Raw genomic sequence first — 15,875 nt, forward strand, 5'->3', positions numbered from 1 at the left:
CTGTGCGGCTTTTACGGCATGGTCCGGGTACTCGTCTGACAATGGAGCGTCGTAGATGAGCAACAAAAACAACGATGACCTGAAGAACCAGGCCTCGGAAAATACCCTGGGCCTGAATCCCGTCGTCGGCTTGCGCAGAAAAGACCTGCTGGCCTCCGCCAGAATGGTGCTGACCCAGACCCTCAAGCAACCGCTGCACAGCGCCCGGCACGTCGCCCATTTCGGCGCCGAGCTCAAGAAGGTGCTGTTCGGCCAATCCGAGCTGCAGCCTTCGAGCGATGACCGTCGCTTCACCGATCCGGCCTGGAGCCAGAATCCCCTCTACAAGCGTTATCTGCAGACCTACCTGGCATGGCGCAAGGAGCTGCACGCCTGGATCGATGACAGCAACCTCCCGCCCCAGGACATCAGCCGCGGGCATTTCGTGATCAACCTCATGACCGAAGCCATGGCGCCCACCAATACCGCGGCCAACCCGGCGGCGGTCAAGCGCTTCTTCGAAACCGGCGGCAAGAGCCTGCTGGACGGCCTGTCCCACCTGGCCAAGGATCTGGTACACAACGGCGGGATGCCGAGCCAGGTCGACATGGGCGCATTCGAGGTGGGCAAGAGCCTGGGCGTGACCGAAGGCGCCGTGGTATTCCGCAACGATGTGCTGGAGCTGATCCAGTACCGCCCCATCACCGAGCAAGTCCATGAGCGACCGCTGCTGGTGGTGCCGCCGCAGATCAACAAGTTCTATGTCTTCGACCTCAGCCCGGACAAGAGCCTGGCGCGCTTCTGCTTGCGCAGCAATGTGCAGACCTTCATCGTCAGCTGGCGCAACCCCACCAAGGAACAGCGCGAATGGGGCCTGTCCACCTACATCGAGGCCCTCAAGGAAGCAGTGGATGTGGTCACGGCCATCACCGGCAGCAAGGACGTGAACATGCTGGGCGCCTGCTCCGGCGGCATCACCTGCACCGCCTTGCTGGGCCATTACGCCGCACTCGGCGAGAAGAAGGTCAACGCCCTGACCCTGCTGGTGAGCGTACTCGACACCACCCTGGACACCGACGTGGCGCTGTTCGTCGACGAGCAGACCCTGGAGACCGCCAAGCGCCACTCCTATCAGGCCGGCGTGCTCGAAGGCCGCGACATGGCCAAGGTCTTCGCCTGGATGCGCCCCAACGACCTGATCTGGAACTACTGGGTCAACAACTACCTGCTGGGCAACGAACCACCGGTATTCGACATCCTGTTCTGGAACAACGACACCACGAGGCTCCCGGCGGCGTTCCACGGCGACCTCATCGAGATGTTCAAGACCAACCCGTTGACCCGGCCCAATGCACTGGAAGTGTGCGGCACGCCGATCGACCTCAAGCAGGTCACGTCCGACATCTTCGCCCTGGCCGGCACCAACGACCACATCACCCCGTGGAAATCCTGCTACAAGTCGGCGCAGCTGTTCGGCGGCAAGGTGGATTTCGTGCTGTCGAGCAGCGGCCATATCCAGAGCATCCTCAACCCGCCGGGCAACCCCAAGTCACGCTACATGACCAGCGAGGACATGCCGGCCAAGGCCGAGGACTGGCAGGAAAACTCCACCAAGCACACCGACTCCTGGTGGCTGCACTGGCAGGCCTGGCAGGCCGAACGCTCGGGCAAGCTGAAAAAGGCACCCAGCGTGCTGGGCAACAAGACCTATCCGGCGGGTGAAGCGGCGCCTGGCACGTATGTGCACGAGCGGTGATTGAGGCAACTCGTCTGCTGCGGGGGTGGGATGGCTCACGAATATATCCCGCCAGCCGACACTGAATGCAAGGCCCACAGCACTGGCGAACATAGAACCCATGTTCACAGCGCCCCCCTGTGGGAGCGAGCTTGCTCGCTCCCACAGGGGATCCGGGAAAAAATGAATGACAGTGACCCAACCCACAGGGCTTGAAGCATGCCGCAACCGTACATCTTCCGTACCGTCGATCTGGATGGCCAGACCTTGCGCACCGCGGTACGTCCCGGCAAGCCTCACTTGACACCTCTGCTGATTTTCAACGGCATCGGGGCCAACCTGGAGCTGGTATTTCCGTTTATCGAGGCCCTGGATCCGGACCTGGAGGTCATCGCCTTCGACGTCCCCGGAGTGGGTGGGTCGTCGACGCCCAGCCGCCCGTATCGCTTCCCGGGCCTGGCAAAGCTCGCCGCGCGGATGCTCGACTATCTCGATTACGGGCAGGTGAGCGTGGTCGGTGTGTCCTGGGGCGGAGCCCTGGCCCAGCAGTTCGCCCACGATTATCCGGAGCGCTGCAAAAAGCTGATCCTGGCGGCCACCGCCGCCGGGGCGGTGATGGTGCCCGGCAAACCGAAGGTGCTGTGGATGATGGCAAGTCCGCGTCGCTACGTTCAGCCATCGCACGTGTTGCGCATCGCCCCGCTGATCTACGGCGGCTCTTTCCGCCGCGACCCGCACCTGGCCACCAGCCATGCGGCCAGGGTACGCTCGGCGGGCAAGCTCGGTTATTACTGGCAACTGTTCGCCGGCCTGGGCTGGACCAGTATCCACTGGCTGCACAAGATCCATCAGCCGACCCTGGTCCTGGCCGGCGACGACGACCCACTGATCCCTTTGATCAACATGCGCCTGCTGGCCTGGCGCATTCCCAATGCCCAGTTGCACATCATCGATGACGGCCATCTGTTCCTGATTACCCGGGCCGAGGCCGTGGCACCCATCATCATGAAGTTTCTGCAGGAAGAACGTCAGCGGGCGGTCATGCATCCGCATCCCTCGCCGCACGGTGGCGGCTGACACCGCCTGTCGCGCGAGGCAGGACGCCGAAGCGCGCAACTTCCGAAACAGCGGCTATGTTGTCTGGTTCGGAGTGTTTGTTTTCGGGCTTTGCATGACGGGTTGCGCAAGCACTTTTCATCCAGAGCCTCAGCCTGATGACGAAGGAGTTGACTGATGCGCGACAAGCCGACGAAAGATTCGATGCCCGTCCCCGCCAACTTCATGAACGCACAAAGTGCGGTCACCGGCCTGCGGGGCAGGGACCTGCTGTCTACCTTGCGCAGCGTCGCCGCCCATGGCCTGCGCAACCCGGTGCACAGTGCCCGGCACGCATTGAAGCTGGGCGGTCAGCTGGGACGCGTCCTGCTGGGGGAAACCCTGCACCCCACCAGCCCGCACGACAAACGCTTCGCCGATCCCACCTGGCAGCTCAACCCTTTCTATCGCCGGAGCCTGCAGGCCTACCTGAGCTGGCAGAAACAGGTGAAGAGCTGGATCGACGAATGCGACATGAGCGCCGATGACCGCGCCCGCGCTCACTTCGCCTTCGCCCTGCTCAACGATGCCGTGTCTCCTTCCAACACCTTGCTCAACCCGCTGGCCGTCAAGGAGTTCTTCAACTCCGGCGGCAACAGCCTGGTGCGTGGCATCAGCCATCTGTTCGACGACCTGCTGCACAATGACGGGATGCCCCGGCAAATCAGCCCCCATGCCTTCGAAGTGGGCAAGACCCTGGCGAACACGCAGGGCGCGGTGGTGTTTCGAAACGAGATGCTGGAGCTGATCCAGTACCGGCCCATGAGCGAAAAGCAATACGCCAAGCCATTGCTGATCGTGCCGCCCCAGATCAACAAGTTCTACATCTTCGACCTGAGCCCTTCCAACAGCCTCGTCCAATACGCACTGAAAAACGATTTGCAGGTGTTCATCATCAGTTGGCGCAACCCCGACGTGCGTCACCGCGAATGGGGCCTGTCCAGTTATGTCGAGGCGACGGAAGAAGCGATGAACGCCTGCCGGGCGATCACCGGCGCCCGCGACGTCAACCTGATGGGTGCGTGCGCCGGCGGGCTGATCATCGCGGCCCTGCAAGGCCATCTGCAAGCCAAGCGCCAACTGCGCCGGGTCGCCAGCGCCACATACCTGGTCAGCTTGCTGGACAGTGCGATCGACAGCCCGGCCACGCTGTTCATCGACGAGCAGACCCTCGAAGCCGCCAAGCGCCGCTCCTACCAGAAGGGTGTGCTCGATGGCCGGGACATGGCCCGGGTATTCGCCTGGATGCGTCCCAACGACCTGATCTGGAACTACTTCGTCAACAACTACCTGCTGGGCAAGGAGCCGCCGGCCTTCGACATTCTCTACTGGAACAACGACTCCACACGGCTACCGGCGGCCTATCACGGCGACCTTCTGGATTTCTTCAAGCACAACCCGCTGACCCGCCCCGGCGGGCTCGAAGTGTGCGGTACGCCGATCGACCTGCAGAAGGTGACCGTGGACAGCTTCAGCGTGGCCGGTATCAACGACCACATCACGCCCTGGGATGCGGTGTATCGCTCGACGCTGCTGTTGGGCGGTGAGCGCCGCTTCGTGCTGTCCAACAGCGGCCATATCCAGAGCATCATCAACCCGCCCGGCAGCCCCAAGGCCAACTACGTCGAGAATCCGAAACTGAGCGGCGATCCACGGGCCTGGTACTACGATGCAAAACACGTCGAGGGCAGCTGGTGGCCTCAGTGGCTGGGCTGGATCCAGGAGCGCTCCGGGGCCCGACGGGAAACCCAGATGACCTTGGGCAATGCGAATTACCCGCCTATGGACGCGGCGCCAGGCACCTATGTACGTGTGCGCTGAAGGCCACGACGTGCGGCCTGCTCATCGGCCGTGGCAACCCATCGACAAGAGGACCGGATGAAGACCCGTGATCGCATCCTTGAATGCGCCCTGCAGTTGTTCAACGACAAGGGCGAGCCGAACGTTTCCACCCTGGAAATCGCCAATGAGCTGGGTATCAGCCCTGGCAACCTCTACTACCACTTCCATGGCAAGGAGCCACTGGTGCTGGGGCTCTTCGAGCGTTTCCAGGCCGAACTGTCCCCGCTGCTGAATCCACCCGCCGATGCGCAACTGGCACCGGAAGACTACTGGTTGTTCCTGCACCTGATCGTCGAGCGCCTGGCCCAGTACCGGTTCCTGTTCCAGGACCTGTCGAACCTGGCCGGCCGCCTGCCGAAACTGGCCAAGGGCATCCGCCAGTTGCTCAATGCACTGAAACGAACCCTGGCTTCCCTGCTGGCACAGCTCAAGGCACAGGGCCTGCTGGTCAGCGATACCCAGGCCCTTGGACAACTGGTGGAACAGATCACCCTGACCTTGCTGTTCTCGCTGGACTACCAGCGGATACTGGATCGCGAGGGCGAGGTCCGGCTGGTGGTCTACCAGATCATGATGCTGGTAGCACCGCACCTGCCGCCGTCGGCCAAGGTGGCGACCGAACGGTTGGCGTTGCGCTATCTCGAAGACCACGAATGACACCTGTGGGAGCAAGCCCGCTCAGCGCCGCTCCCCATCTGCCAAGCAAACAAAAACGCCCGACCTGAACAGGCCGGGCGTTTCGTTGTGTCCTGCAATCAGGACTGACTGGTAGGCGTCGATGGAGCCGGCGCTGGAGTCGGGGTAGCGACCGGGGCTGGAGCCGAGGCCGAGTTCGCCGTGCTCGCGACGCTTGCCGGAGCTGCAGGCTTGGCGACCGCTGTTGGCGCCTTGGGGGCGGCAGCTTTTGGCGTGGCCGGTTTTTTCACTGCGGGTTTTTTCGCCGCGGCGGGTTTCGCGGCTGCTTTCACCGCCGGCTTGGCGGCAGGCTTGGCTGCGGGTTTGGCAGCAGGTTTCGCAGCCGCTGTTTTAGTCGCAGGTTTAGTCGCAGGCTTGGCTGCCGCTTTGGCTGCTGGCTTGGCCGCTACCGGTTTGGCCGCTACCGGTTTGGCCGCTGCCTTGGCTGCAGGCTTGGCCGCGGCGGTTTTGGTCGCGGGTTTGGCTGCTGCTTTCACCGCAGGCTTGGCAGCGGTTTTTGCCGCAGCCTTGACCAGTGGCTTGGCTGCCGTCTTGGCAGCCGGCTTGGCCGCAGCAGTCTTGGAGGCCACCGGAGCGACCTTGGCCCCGGTGAGTTTTTCGATTTGCTTGGTCAGGGCATCGACCTTGCTGTGCAACGCCTTGACTTCACTGTTGCTCGGCACGCCCAGGCGGGAGATCGCACTGTTCAGCCGCTTGTCGAAAGCCCCTTCCAGCTCGTCCCACTTGCCCAGCGCACGATCCTTCACGCCGCTCATTCGCGACTTGGCGGACCCGGCAGAGTCCTTGGCCGCATCGACCTGTTTGGCGACCGCCGTCTTGGTGAGTTTTTCGGCCTTCTCGCCGTCCTTAACCAGGGACTCGAAGAGTTTGCTGCCGTCAGTGTCGATCTTCGAGTACACGCCTAAACCAGCAAGCCAGATCTTGCGGGAATATTTTTCAATCTTCCCGGCCCACGAGCTGCTTTCTTTTTCGGTGATTTTTTTGCCAGCCATCCCGTTCTCCTTAATGTTTACGCGCCACACGTTCGAGCAATGCCGTCAGCTCATCGAGCTTGGCAGAGAGTGCCTCAACGTCATGTTTAGACGGAATGCCGATGCGATTCAAGGCACTTGCAACACGGGCGTCGAATACCTTTTCGACTTTATCGAGCTGAACTTCAACCCTGGCCTTGAAAGTATTTGCTTCGGCCTTGGCTTCGTTCAGTTCGCTATTGGCTGCCTGAAGTTTCCCGGCGATGTTCTTTTTACCTTTGGTTTCAACAACTTCACCCGCCTTAATCAGCTCCTGGAAGTACTCGCCACCTTCCTGTCCGACCTTGACATAGGCGCCCAGGCCAGCCAGCCAGATCTTGCGCGCATAGGTTTTCACGTCGCTCAGGGTGGAAGATTCGATGTCGGTTTTTTTCTTCAGAACAACTTTGGCCATGGTGCACCTCACTGGAAAACAGATGGGATGAACTGCCCGCTGGGGGTCGGGCTCGGGCAAAAGTAGTGACAATAATTAGAAACGGCACCCTAACAACGGAACACAAATCCGGATGACGATGATTTCCCTGTGAGAGCGAACCTGCTGGCGATGGCGCAGTGTCAGCCAAACTTGATGTGACTGGAACAATGCAATCGCAAGCAAGCTCGCTCCCGCTGGGTGGGGTGGTGAATTTCAACTTTGCATTCACCGCCCTTTCGGTCGATCAAGCCAACGCCTTATCCAGCGCCTTTTCGATTTCGCTCTTGATCGTGCCGCTCATGGCCGACATCAACATGCCCAGTTCCACATCGACGCGGATCGAATCCTCGCCTACATGCACTTCGCCCTTGACCCCGGAGCGCTTGAGTTTCAGGGTATCGCCTTCCCACTGCGGTTCCAGTCCATAGCTGTCGGACAACTTCTGCGCCAGCTTGTCGGCTTTCTCTCGTGCCGCTTCCTTGCCCAGGCCATGGGCACGTTCAACCGTTATACGGGCCATCGGATGACTCCTGTTTTATCGGGACTTGCCGGTAAGCTTCTGACCCTGACTGCGTCAAAACGTCCCGGCGGTGGTTCATCTTACCTTCAGCCTTGCCAAGACAAAGCCCTTCACCGGGGATTAGAATGTCCCGCATTCTTTTTTGGTGACAGCGATATGACTGATCAGCGCAAAGGCAGCGATGCCGAACCCACCACTCACTTCGGCTTCAAGAACGTGCCGGAAAGCCAGAAGGCGGAAAAAGTCGCTGAGGTTTTCCACTCGGTAGCCGCCAAATATGACTTGATGAACGACCTGCTCTCCGGCGGCATGCATCGTCTGTGGAAGCGTTTCGCGATCGAACTGTCGGGGGTGCGCAGCGGCAACCGCGTGCTGGATATCGCCGGCGGCACGGGTGACCTGACGAAGAAGTTCTCCCACATCGTCGGCCCGACCGGCCAGGTGGTGCTCGCCGACATCAACGAATCCATGCTCAAGGTCGGCCGCGACCGCCTGCTGGACCTGGGTGTGGCCGGCAACGTCGAATTCGTCCAGGCCGACGCCGAGAAGCTGCCGTTCCCCGACAACCATTTCGACTGCGTGACCATCGCCTTCGGCCTGCGCAACGTCACCCACAAGGAAGACGCCCTGCGCTCGATGCTGCGCGTGCTCAAGCCCGGCGGTCGCCTTCTGGTGCTGGAGTTCTCCAAGCCGACCAACGCGTTGATGTCCAAGGCCTACGACGCTTACTCGTTCGCCTTCATGCCGCTGATGGGCAAGCTGATCACCAACGACGCGGAAAGCTATCGCTACCTGGCCGAATCGATCCGCATGCACCCGGACCAGGAAACCCTGAAGTCAATGATGGTCGAGGCCGGTTTCGACCGCGTGACCTATCACAACATGACTTCGGGCATCGTGGCCCTGCACCGCGGTATCAAGCCCTGATGCTGCTCACCGGCCTGCTCGCCAGCGTCGAACTCGGCATCAACCGGGTCCTGCGCCTGGACAGCACGGCGCTGGCGCGCCTGACGCACCTGAGCGGCAGGGTGATCGCCGTGGACTGCCGCAGCCCGGCCTTGCGGCTGTTCATCCTGCCCAGCGACGAAGGCCTGATGCTCGCCGCCCACTGGGAAGCCGAGGCGGACTGCACCCTGCGCGCCCCGGCATCGAGCCTGCTGAACCTGGCCTTGAGCAAGGACAAGACAGCGGTGCTGCACAGCCCCGACGTGGAGCTGGACGGCGACAGTGGCGTGCTGCTGGAACTGGCGAAGATTCTCCAGGACCTGGAACTGGACTGGGAATACGAACTGTCCCGCTGGCTCGGCCCGGTGGCCACGCAATTGCTCGGCAGCCACCTGCGCAGCCGCACCCGCTGGTACCGCCAGGGCTTTGCCAGCCTGGGGCAGAATCTGAGCGAATACCTGGCCGAGGAATCGCGTACGCTTGTTGGCCGCCGCGAAGCCGAAGCCCGTTTTAGTGAACTGGACCGGATCAAACTCGATCTGGACCGACTCGAGGCGCGTTTCGAGCGCCTTTCCCGATCCCTTGAACCCAAGCGATAACGCATGAAGCTGCTTGCCGTCCGCCGTCTGTTGCGCATCCAGCGCGTCGTGATCCGCTACCGCCTCGATGACCTGCTGTTCGCCCTGCCGCTGCCCTGGTTCCTGCTGGCACTGCGTTTCGTGCTGCCCTGGCGTTGGTTTCCCCGTCGCACGCTGGAGCTGAGTCGCGGTGCGCGCCTGCGCCTGGCCTTGCAGGACCTGGGGCCGATCTTCATCAAGTTCGGCCAGATCCTTTCCACCCGGCGCGACCTGCTGCCCGAGGACATCGCTGACGAACTCATGCTGCTGCAGGATCGCGTACCACCGTTCGATTCCAAACTGTCGGTGGCGCTGATCGAGGAGCAACTGGGCAGGAAGGTCAGCGAAGTGTTCAGTCGCTTCGACGTCGAACCGCTGGCCTCGGCGTCGGTGGCCCAGGTCCATGCCGCGCAGCTCAAGAGCGGTGAAGAGGTGGTGGTCAAGGTCATCCGCCCGGGTCTCAAGCCGATCATTGCCCAAGACCTGGCGTGGCTGTTCATCCTCGCCCGCGCCGCCGAGCGGCTGTCGGCCGATGCGCGCCTGCTGCATCCGGTGGACGTGGTCCAGGACTACGAGAAAACCATCTACGACGAACTCGACCTGCTGCGCGAGGCCGCCAACGCCAGCCAGTTGCGGCGCAACTTCGAAGGCTCGCCGTTGCTCTACGTGCCGCAGGTCTACTGGGACTGGTGCCGCCCGAAAGTGCTGGTGATGGAGCGCATCTACGGGATCCAGGTGACCGACCTGGCGACCCTGGCCGACCAGCGCACCGACATGAAGCTTTTGGCCGAACGCGGCGTGGAAATCTTCTTCACCCAGGTGTTTCGCGACAGCTTTTTCCATGCCGACATGCACCCGGGCAACATCTTCGTCAGCACTGTGCAGCCCTGGAGCCCGCAGTACATTGCCATCGACTGCGGCATCGTCGGCAGCCTGACACCCGAAGACCAGGATTACCTGGCCCGCAACCTCTTCGCGTTCTTCAAGCGTGACTACCGCCGCGTCGCCCAGTTGCACATCGACTCCGGCTGGGTACCGGCCGAGACCAAGCTCAACGAATTCGAAGCAGCGATCCGTACCGTGTGCGAGCCGATCTTCGAAAAACCGTTAAAAGATATTTCATTCGGTCAGGTGCTGATGCGCCTGTTCCAGACCGCGCGTCGCTTCAACATGGAGGTCCAGCCGCAACTGGTACTGCTGCAGAAAACCCTGTTGAACATCGAAGGCCTCGGTCGCCAGCTGTACCCGGACCTCGACCTGTGGAACACCGCCCAGCCTTTCCTGGAACGCTGGATGCGCGAACGCGTCAGTCCAAAGACCTTGCTGGGCAACGTGCAGAGCCAGTTCGAGCAGATCCCGCACCTGGCCAACATGACCCGAGACCTGCTCGAGCGCATGTCCCAACCCCATGCCCAGGATCCATCGCCCCCCTGGAAACGACGCAAGGACGACTGGTTCCTGCGCCTGCTCGGTGCCGCGCACCTGGGTGGCGGCGCGGTGGTGGCGGCCGGTGGTCCACTAAGCGAGCTGGGGCATTGGCCCGCCATTGTCATGATGGTGGTCGGTCTGTATCTGGTCGTTCGCCGATAGCAGGAATCAGCCGCAAGCTTTAAGCTGCAAGCCACAAGCTCCATACATACATAAATCTGCTTTTTACTTGCAGCTTGAAGCTCAAAGCTTGCCGCTGCCGTCAGGACCAACGATGAAAAACTGGCAGGACGAGATCAAATGGGACGCCGAAGGCCTCGTGCCGGCCATCGCCCAGGATCACAAGACCGGACGCGTGCTGATGATGGCCTGGATGAACCGCGAGGCATTGGCCCTGACCGCTGCCGAGAACCGCGCCATCTATTGGTCACGTTCCCGTGGCAAGCTGTGGCGCAAGGGTGAAGAGTCCGGGCATGTGCAGCACCTGCATGAGATGCGCCTGGACTGCGACGGCGACGTCATCATCCTGATGGTCGAGCAGGTCGGTGAGATTGCCTGCCACACCGGCCGTCAAAGCTGCTTCTATCGCGTCTTCGAGAACGGCGACTGGAAAACCGTCGACCCGGTGCTCAAGGACCCGCACGCCATTTATTCAGGACATACCCATGAGTGACACCCTGACCCGCCTGGCCCAGGTGCTGGAAGAGCGCAAAGGCGCCGCGGCCGACAGCTCCTATGTCGCCAGCCTGTACCACAAGGGCCTGAACAAGATTCTGGAAAAAGTCGGCGAGGAATCGGTCGAGACCATCATCGCCGCCAAGGACGCCGCCATCAGCGGCGACTGCAGCGACGTGATCTACGAGACCGCCGACCTGTGGTTCCACAGCCTGGTCATGCTGGCCCAACTGGGACAGCATCCACAGGCCGTACTGGATGAACTGGACCGTCGCTTCGGTCTGTCCGGGCACGTCGAGAAAGCCTCGCGCCCGTCCGCCTGATCAACTTTTGAGAGGAATAGCCACATGGGCATTTTTGACTGGAAACACTGGCTCGTCATCCTGGTAGTCGTGGTGCTGGTATTCGGTACCAAGAAACTGAAAAACCTCGGCACCGACGTGGGCGAGTCGATCAAGGGCTTTCGCAAGGCCATGAACGACGACGAAAAACCGGCTGACCCGACGGCGGCTCCCGCCCAGCCCGTGCAGCCGACACAGCCGGTACCCCCCCAGGCGGCCCAGCCGGTGAATGCGCCACACACCATCGATGTGCAGGCACAGAAAGTCGAAGAGCCGACCCGCAAAGACTCGTGAGCACTGACTAATGTTTGGGATCAGCTTCACTGAACTGCTGCTCGTCGGTCTCGTCGCCCTGCTGGTGCTGGGCCCCGAGCGCCTGCCGGGTGCTGCGCGCACCGCCGGCCTGTGGATCGGCCGTCTGAAGCGCAGCTTCAATGCGATCAAACAGGAAGTTGAGCGTGAGATCGGTGCCGACGAAATCCGTCGGCAACTTCACAACGAACACATTCTGTCCCTCGAGCAGGAAGCGCGGAAAATCTTCACGCCGACCCAGCAGGAGCCGACGCCGGTCCAGCCGGCAGTCGAGCCGGCGAACGCGCCCCAGGCCCAGCCCCAGGTGGGTGACACCGCGCCGGCAGTGGCCGAGCCCGCAAGATCGACGGAACCTGCCCCGACGGTGCCAGCGTCCGCCGCTCCCAACGACCCTACTTTGCCGCCGCGAGCCCCATGAGCGATATCCCAGAGAACGACCAGCCAATGCCGCTGGTATCGCACCTCACCGAGTTGCGCACCCGCCTGCTGCGTTGTGTCGCGGCGGTATTCATCATCTTCGCCGGGCTGTTTGCCTTTACCCAGCAGATCTACACCTTCGTCTCCACGCCGCTGCGCCAGTACCTGCCGGAAGGCGCGACGATGATCGCCACCGACGTGTCGTCGCCTTTCCTGACGCCGCTGAAACTGACGATGATGGTCTCGCTGTTCCTGGCGATTCCCGTGATCCTGCACCAGGTCTGGGGCTTCATTGCGCCAGGCCTGTACAAGCATGAAAAACGCATCGCCGTGCCGCTGCTGGTGTCCAGCATCCTGCTGTTCTACACAGGGATGGCCTTCGCCTACTTCCTGGTGTTCCCACTGATCTTCAAGTTCTTCGCCGCCGCGACCCCGTCCGGCGTCGAGATGATGACCGACATCACCAGCTACCTGGACTTCGTCATGACGCTGTTCTTCGCCTTCGGCGTGGCGTTCGAAATTCCCGTGGCGGTGGTGCTGCTGGTCTGGATCGGCGTGGTGGACGTGGCATACCTGAAGAAGATCCGTCCGTACGTGATCATCGGCTGCTTCGTGGTCGGCATGATCCTGACGCCGCCGGACATCTTCTCCCAGACCCTCCTGGCGGTCCCGATGTGGCTGCTGTTCGAAGTCGGCGTGCTGTTCGGTGGCCTGGTGCGCAAGCGCAGCGAGCATCCGGACGACGAGGCGGACGAACAATCGGCCGACGACCATAACGATCAGCCGCCAGCGACCCAAGCGTGAACCTGCTGCTGCTCGAAGAGACCGACTTCATCGGGCCGGACCGGGTCGTCCTCAACGATCGCCGGCTGACGCACATGCAGGACGTCCACCGCAGCGCCGTCGGCGACAGCCTGCGGGTGGGACGCATCGGTGGGTCGATGGGCTCCGCCCAGGTACTGCGCCTGGAACCCCGCGAAGCCGAACTGCATGTGACCCTGGACCAGCCGCCGCCGGCCAAGCTGCCGCTGACCCTGGTGCTGGCGCTGCCGCGCCCAAAAATGCTCCGGCGGGTTTTCCAGACCATCGCCAGCATGGGCGTGCCGCGCGTGGTGCTGGTGAACAGCTACCGGGTGGAGAAAAGCTTCTGGCAGACCCCGTTCCTGGAGCCCGAGGCCATTCGCGAACAGCTGATCCTCGGCCTGGAACAGGCCAGGGACAGCGTGCTGCCTGAAGTCATCATCGAGAAACGCTTCAAGCCCTTCGTCGAAGACCGCCTGCCGGCCCTGACCAATGGCACCCTGGGCCTGGTCGGTCATCCCGGCAACTACCCCCCCTGCCCCCGGGCGCTGACAGAACCCGTCACCCTGGCGATCGGCCCGGAAGGCGGCTGGATCCCCTACGAAGTCGACCTGCTGGCCAAGGCCGGCCTGCAACCGGTGCAGTTGGGCGAGCGAATCCTGCGGGTCGAGACCGCGGTCACGGCGCTGCTCGCTCGGCTGTTCTGATCCCCCATTTCACGATCTTCAGTTCATTTCTACAGATCCCTGCCGAGCCGCCGATACAGTCCCCATAACACCAATTCAATGCTCCAGGGGAGTGACAGCATGTTCCGGTGGCTTGGAAATGTAAGCGTTAATCGCAAACTCGGCGCAGGCTTCGGCCTGGTGCTGTTCCTCACGTTGATGATTGCCTTCACCGGCTGGAGCAGCCTGGGCAATGTCATCAGCCGGGGCGACAAGCTGGGGTTCATTGCCAGTCTCAACGACTTGAGCAAGGACCTGAACCTGGCGAGCATCGACTACAACACCACACGGGGCGAGAAAGGGCCGCAGCAGGTCAACGACCTGCTTGGCAAGCTGGAAGCCGGGCTCAATACCGCCCGCCAGTTGATCGAACAACCGGCCGATGTGGCGCTGATCGACAAGCAACTGGCCGCCGTCGCCGAATACAAGGGCGCCTTTGCCCTGATGACCCGGGCCACCGTCAACCGTGAAGATGCACGCAGCAAGCTGGGCGCCAGCGCCGACAACGCCGTGGCCCGCGTCGCCGAAGTGGAGAAAGCGGCGCTGCAAGCCGGCGATGTCACTCAGTTCAATAGCGTGGTCACCCTGAGCAAAGCGATCCAGCAAGCGCGCTACCAGGTTCGCGGCTACACCTACAGCGGCAAGAGCGATGCCCAGCAACCTGCTCTCGATGCCATCGATAACGTCCTGAAGCTGCTTGCACGCCTGCCCGATCAGTTGCCAGCCGAACACGCCGCCAACCTGCAGCAGGCCAACGACTCGTTCAATCTCTACCGCGCGGCCGTGGCCCAGTTCCGCGACTCGCAGATCGACAACGCCGCCGCGCAACAGCGCATGACCGAGCAAGGCCAGGTGTTGATCGACGCCAGCCAGAAACTGACCGTATCCCAGACCGCCGTGCGTGACCACGACGCGGCCCAGGCCAAGACCGTCCTGATTGCCGCTGCCGCGTTGGCGTTGCTGTTCGGGGTGATTGCCGCCACCTTCATTACCCGGCAGATCGTCGGCCCGCTGGCCCAGACGCTGACGGTGGCCGAACGCGTGGCCGCCGGTGACCTGACCCACAACCTCACCTCCGATCGCCGCGACGAACTCGGCCAGCTGCAACGGGCCATGCAAAGCATGACCGTGGGCCTTCGGCAACTGATCGGGGGCATCGGCGAAGGCGTCACTCAGATCGCCAGCGCCGCCGAACAGCTTTCGGCCGTGACCGAGCAAACCAGTGCCGGCGTCAACAGCCAGAAAGTGGAGACCGATCAGGTTGCCACCGCCATGCACGAAATGACCGCCACGGTGCAGGAAGTGGCACGCAACGCCGAGGAAGCCTCGGAGGCTGCCGTCGCCGCCGACCAGCAGGCCCGTGAAGGCGACAAGGTGGTGGGCGAAGCCATCGCCCAGATCGAGCGTCTGGCGCTGGAAGTCGGCAACTCCACCGCCGCCATGGGCGACTTGAAGCGCGAAAGCGACAAGATCGGCAGCGTGCTGGACGTGATCAAGTCCGTGGCCCAGCAGACCAACCTGCTGGCGCTCAACGCCGCCATCGAGGCCGCCCGCGCCGGTGAAGCCGGACGTGGTTTCGCAGTGGTCGCCGATGAAGTCCGCAGCCTGGCCCAGCGCACCCAGAAGTCCACCGAGGAAATCGAAGAGCTGATCCTGGGGCTGCAGAACGGCACCGAGCAGGTCGCGACCATCATGGACAACAGCCGCAGCCTGACCGACAGCAGCGTCGAACTGACCCGCCGCGCCGGCGGTTCCCTGGAGAACATTACCCGCACGGTCTCGGCCATCCAGTCGATGAACCAGCAGATCGCTGCCGCCGCCGAGCAGCAGAGCGCCGTGGCCGAGGAGATCAACCGCAGCGTGCTCAACGTGCGCGATGTCTCGGAGCAAACGGCATCGTCCAGCGAAGAAACCGCCGCCTCCAGTGCCGAACTGGCGCGATTGGGCGTGCACTTGCAGACGCTGGTGGGGCGATTCAAGGTTTGATCCCCTCGTAGCGAGGCGCCCGTCCTGGGCGCCCTCGCCCGGTGCATCCTATGGGAAGCGTGCTTGCCCGTGAAGACGCCGGCACATCCAACATCCCTGCAAACCGGCCCACCGCTTTCGCGAGCAAGCGCCCTCCCATAGGGATGTGTGGTGAATGCCGTGTTGCCCTGGGCATCCAGCAACTGATCGAGCTCGGTAGTTTGCTGGCAAACCGGGCGCTGGATAGCGTCGACCCTCGACCATAGTCTGACTGGCCAGGGGAAGCCAGGTGCGGATGTGGCGAGGGGATGGTTTCCCTCGCCACAACCACCGGTG

At 62.5% G+C, this 15,875-nt stretch carries 16 protein-coding genes and 2 pseudogenes; 15 read left to right on the top strand and 3 right to left on the bottom strand.

Annotation, left to right across the window (positions count from 1 at the left end; all coding sequences use genetic code 11):
• Positions 1–55: 55 nt before the first annotated feature.
• The 4 genes from phaC (BT179_RS12220) to BT179_RS12235 all read left to right on the top strand — a co-directional run bounded on the left by phaC (BT179_RS12220) (position 56) and on the right by BT179_RS12235 (position 5,308).
• Entirely contained in the window at positions 56–1,735 is a 1,680-nt protein-coding gene (gene phaC / locus BT179_RS12220; protein WP_072397970.1) for a class II poly(R)-hydroxyalkanoic acid synthase, read from the top strand.
• A gap of 198 nt (positions 1,736–1,933) precedes the next feature.
• Positions 1,934–2,791: a poly(3-hydroxyalkanoate) depolymerase gene (phaZ, locus tag BT179_RS12225; RefSeq protein WP_072397969.1), complete on the top strand. Its 858-nt coding sequence runs from the start codon at positions 1,934–1,936 to the stop codon at positions 2,789–2,791.
• A 156-nt stretch (positions 2,792–2,947) separates the two neighbouring features.
• On the top strand, positions 2,948–4,630 hold the full coding sequence (gene phaC / locus BT179_RS12230; RefSeq protein ID WP_072397968.1) for a class II poly(R)-hydroxyalkanoic acid synthase: 1,683 nt from the start codon (positions 2,948–2,950) through the stop codon (positions 4,628–4,630).
• A gap of 57 nt (positions 4,631–4,687) precedes the next feature.
• A complete protein-coding gene (locus BT179_RS12235) occupies positions 4,688–5,308 on the top strand; it encodes a TetR/AcrR family transcriptional regulator (protein WP_072397967.1) in 621 nt (206 codons plus the stop codon).
• Between the two features lie 98 nt (positions 5,309–5,406).
• Here the strand turns inward: BT179_RS12235 and BT179_RS12240 are convergent, their stop codons facing one another.
• The 3 genes from BT179_RS12240 to BT179_RS12250 all read right to left on the bottom strand — a co-directional run bounded on the left by BT179_RS12240 (position 5,407) and on the right by BT179_RS12250 (position 7,313).
• Complete coding sequence (locus BT179_RS12240) at positions 5,407–6,339, bottom strand: phasin family protein (protein ID WP_072431665.1); 933 nt, start codon at positions 6,337–6,339, stop codon at positions 5,407–5,409.
• Between the two features lie 10 nt (positions 6,340–6,349).
• Positions 6,350–6,772: a phasin family protein gene (locus tag BT179_RS12245; protein ID WP_072431666.1), complete on the bottom strand. Its 423-nt coding sequence runs from the start codon at positions 6,770–6,772 to the stop codon at positions 6,350–6,352.
• A 265-nt stretch (positions 6,773–7,037) separates the two neighbouring features.
• Positions 7,038–7,313, bottom strand: coding sequence for a polyhydroxyalkanoic acid system family protein (locus BT179_RS12250; protein ID WP_072397964.1), 276 nt, complete (start codon positions 7,311–7,313; stop codon positions 7,038–7,040).
• 156 nt (positions 7,314–7,469) lie between these two features.
• Between BT179_RS12250 and ubiE the strand changes: the two genes are divergently transcribed.
• The 11 genes and pseudogenes from ubiE to BT179_RS27200 form a co-directional block, all read left to right on the top strand.
• On the top strand, positions 7,470–8,240 hold the full coding sequence (ubiE, locus tag BT179_RS12255; RefSeq protein ID WP_072397963.1) for a bifunctional demethylmenaquinone methyltransferase/2-methoxy-6-polyprenyl-1,4-benzoquinol methylase UbiE: 771 nt from the start codon (positions 7,470–7,472) through the stop codon (positions 8,238–8,240).
• A pseudogene (locus BT179_RS12260) lies at positions 8,240–8,864 on the top strand (SCP2 domain-containing protein). Before ubiE ends, BT179_RS12260 begins: the two are co-directional and overlap by 1 nt.
• Positions 8,861–10,465, top strand: a complete 1,605-nt coding sequence (gene ubiB, locus BT179_RS12265) for a ubiquinone biosynthesis regulatory protein kinase UbiB (RefSeq protein ID WP_072397961.1) — start codon at positions 8,861–8,863, stop codon at positions 10,463–10,465. The pseudogene BT179_RS12260 and the gene ubiB overlap by 4 nt, the downstream one beginning before the upstream one ends.
• 112 nt (positions 10,466–10,577) lie before the next feature.
• On the top strand, positions 10,578–10,976 hold the full coding sequence (gene hisI / locus BT179_RS12270) for a phosphoribosyl-AMP cyclohydrolase (protein WP_046064118.1): 399 nt from the start codon (positions 10,578–10,580) through the stop codon (positions 10,974–10,976).
• Positions 10,969–11,301, top strand: coding sequence for a phosphoribosyl-ATP diphosphatase (locus BT179_RS12275; RefSeq protein WP_003186671.1), 333 nt, complete (start codon positions 10,969–10,971; stop codon positions 11,299–11,301). Before hisI ends, BT179_RS12275 begins: the two co-directional genes overlap by 8 nt.
• A gap of 24 nt (positions 11,302–11,325) precedes the next feature.
• Positions 11,326–11,613, top strand: coding sequence for a twin-arginine translocase TatA/TatE family subunit (locus BT179_RS12280; protein ID WP_072431667.1), 288 nt, complete (start codon positions 11,326–11,328; stop codon positions 11,611–11,613).
• Between the two features lie 10 nt (positions 11,614–11,623).
• Complete coding sequence (gene tatB / locus BT179_RS12285; protein WP_072431668.1) at positions 11,624–12,049, top strand: Sec-independent protein translocase protein TatB; 426 nt, start codon at positions 11,624–11,626, stop codon at positions 12,047–12,049.
• Positions 12,046–12,852 carry a twin-arginine translocase subunit TatC gene (tatC, locus tag BT179_RS12290; protein ID WP_072431669.1) on the top strand — a complete coding sequence of 269 codons (807 nt, stop codon included), beginning with the start codon at positions 12,046–12,048 and terminating at the stop codon, positions 12,850–12,852. The genes tatB and tatC overlap by 4 nt, the downstream gene beginning before the upstream one ends.
• Positions 12,849–13,556: a 16S rRNA (uracil(1498)-N(3))-methyltransferase gene (locus BT179_RS12295; protein WP_072431670.1), complete on the top strand. Its 708-nt coding sequence runs from the start codon at positions 12,849–12,851 to the stop codon at positions 13,554–13,556. The genes tatC and BT179_RS12295 overlap by 4 nt, the downstream gene beginning before the upstream one ends.
• A 99-nt stretch (positions 13,557–13,655) precedes the next feature.
• Positions 13,656–15,560, top strand: coding sequence for a methyl-accepting chemotaxis protein (locus BT179_RS12300; RefSeq protein ID WP_072397957.1), 1,905 nt, complete (start codon positions 13,656–13,658; stop codon positions 15,558–15,560).
• 161 nt (positions 15,561–15,721) lie between these two features.
• Positions 15,722–15,805 (top strand): annotated as a pseudogene (locus BT179_RS27200) (DUF6124 family protein); the annotation flags it as partial.
• Positions 15,806–15,875 lie beyond the last annotated feature (70 nt).

It is taken from the genome of Pseudomonas sp. NFACC43, assembly GCF_900119645.1.
Classification (GTDB): Bacteria; Pseudomonadota; Gammaproteobacteria; order Pseudomonadales; family Pseudomonadaceae; genus Aquipseudomonas.

Coding starts and splice junctions, on each gene's coding strand:
- phaC (WP_072397970.1), top strand. CDS start 56: ATGAGCAACAAAAACAACGATGACCTGAAGAACCAGGCCTCGGAAAAT.
- phaZ (WP_072397969.1), top strand. CDS start 1,934: ATGCCGCAACCGTACATCTTCCGTACCGTCGATCTGGATGGCCAGACC.
- phaC (WP_072397968.1), top strand. CDS start 2,948: ATGCGCGACAAGCCGACGAAAGATTCGATGCCCGTCCCCGCCAACTTC.
- BT179_RS12235 (WP_072397967.1), top strand. CDS start 4,688: ATGAAGACCCGTGATCGCATCCTTGAATGCGCCCTGCAGTTGTTCAAC.
- BT179_RS12240 (WP_072431665.1), bottom strand. CDS start 6,339: ATGGCTGGCAAAAAAATCACCGAAAAAGAAAGCAGCTCGTGGGCCGGG.
- BT179_RS12245 (WP_072431666.1), bottom strand. CDS start 6,772: ATGGCCAAAGTTGTTCTGAAGAAAAAAACCGACATCGAATCTTCCACC.
- BT179_RS12250 (WP_072397964.1), bottom strand. CDS start 7,313: ATGGCCCGTATAACGGTTGAACGTGCCCATGGCCTGGGCAAGGAAGCG.
- ubiE (WP_072397963.1), top strand. CDS start 7,470: ATGACTGATCAGCGCAAAGGCAGCGATGCCGAACCCACCACTCACTTC.
- ubiB (WP_072397961.1), top strand. CDS start 8,861: ATGAAGCTGCTTGCCGTCCGCCGTCTGTTGCGCATCCAGCGCGTCGTG.
- hisI (WP_046064118.1), top strand. CDS start 10,578: ATGAAAAACTGGCAGGACGAGATCAAATGGGACGCCGAAGGCCTCGTG.
- BT179_RS12275 (WP_003186671.1), top strand. CDS start 10,969: ATGAGTGACACCCTGACCCGCCTGGCCCAGGTGCTGGAAGAGCGCAAA.
- BT179_RS12280 (WP_072431667.1), top strand. CDS start 11,326: ATGGGCATTTTTGACTGGAAACACTGGCTCGTCATCCTGGTAGTCGTG.
- tatB (WP_072431668.1), top strand. CDS start 11,624: ATGTTTGGGATCAGCTTCACTGAACTGCTGCTCGTCGGTCTCGTCGCC.
- tatC (WP_072431669.1), top strand. CDS start 12,046: ATGAGCGATATCCCAGAGAACGACCAGCCAATGCCGCTGGTATCGCAC.
- BT179_RS12300 (WP_072397957.1), top strand. CDS start 13,656: ATGTTCCGGTGGCTTGGAAATGTAAGCGTTAATCGCAAACTCGGCGCA.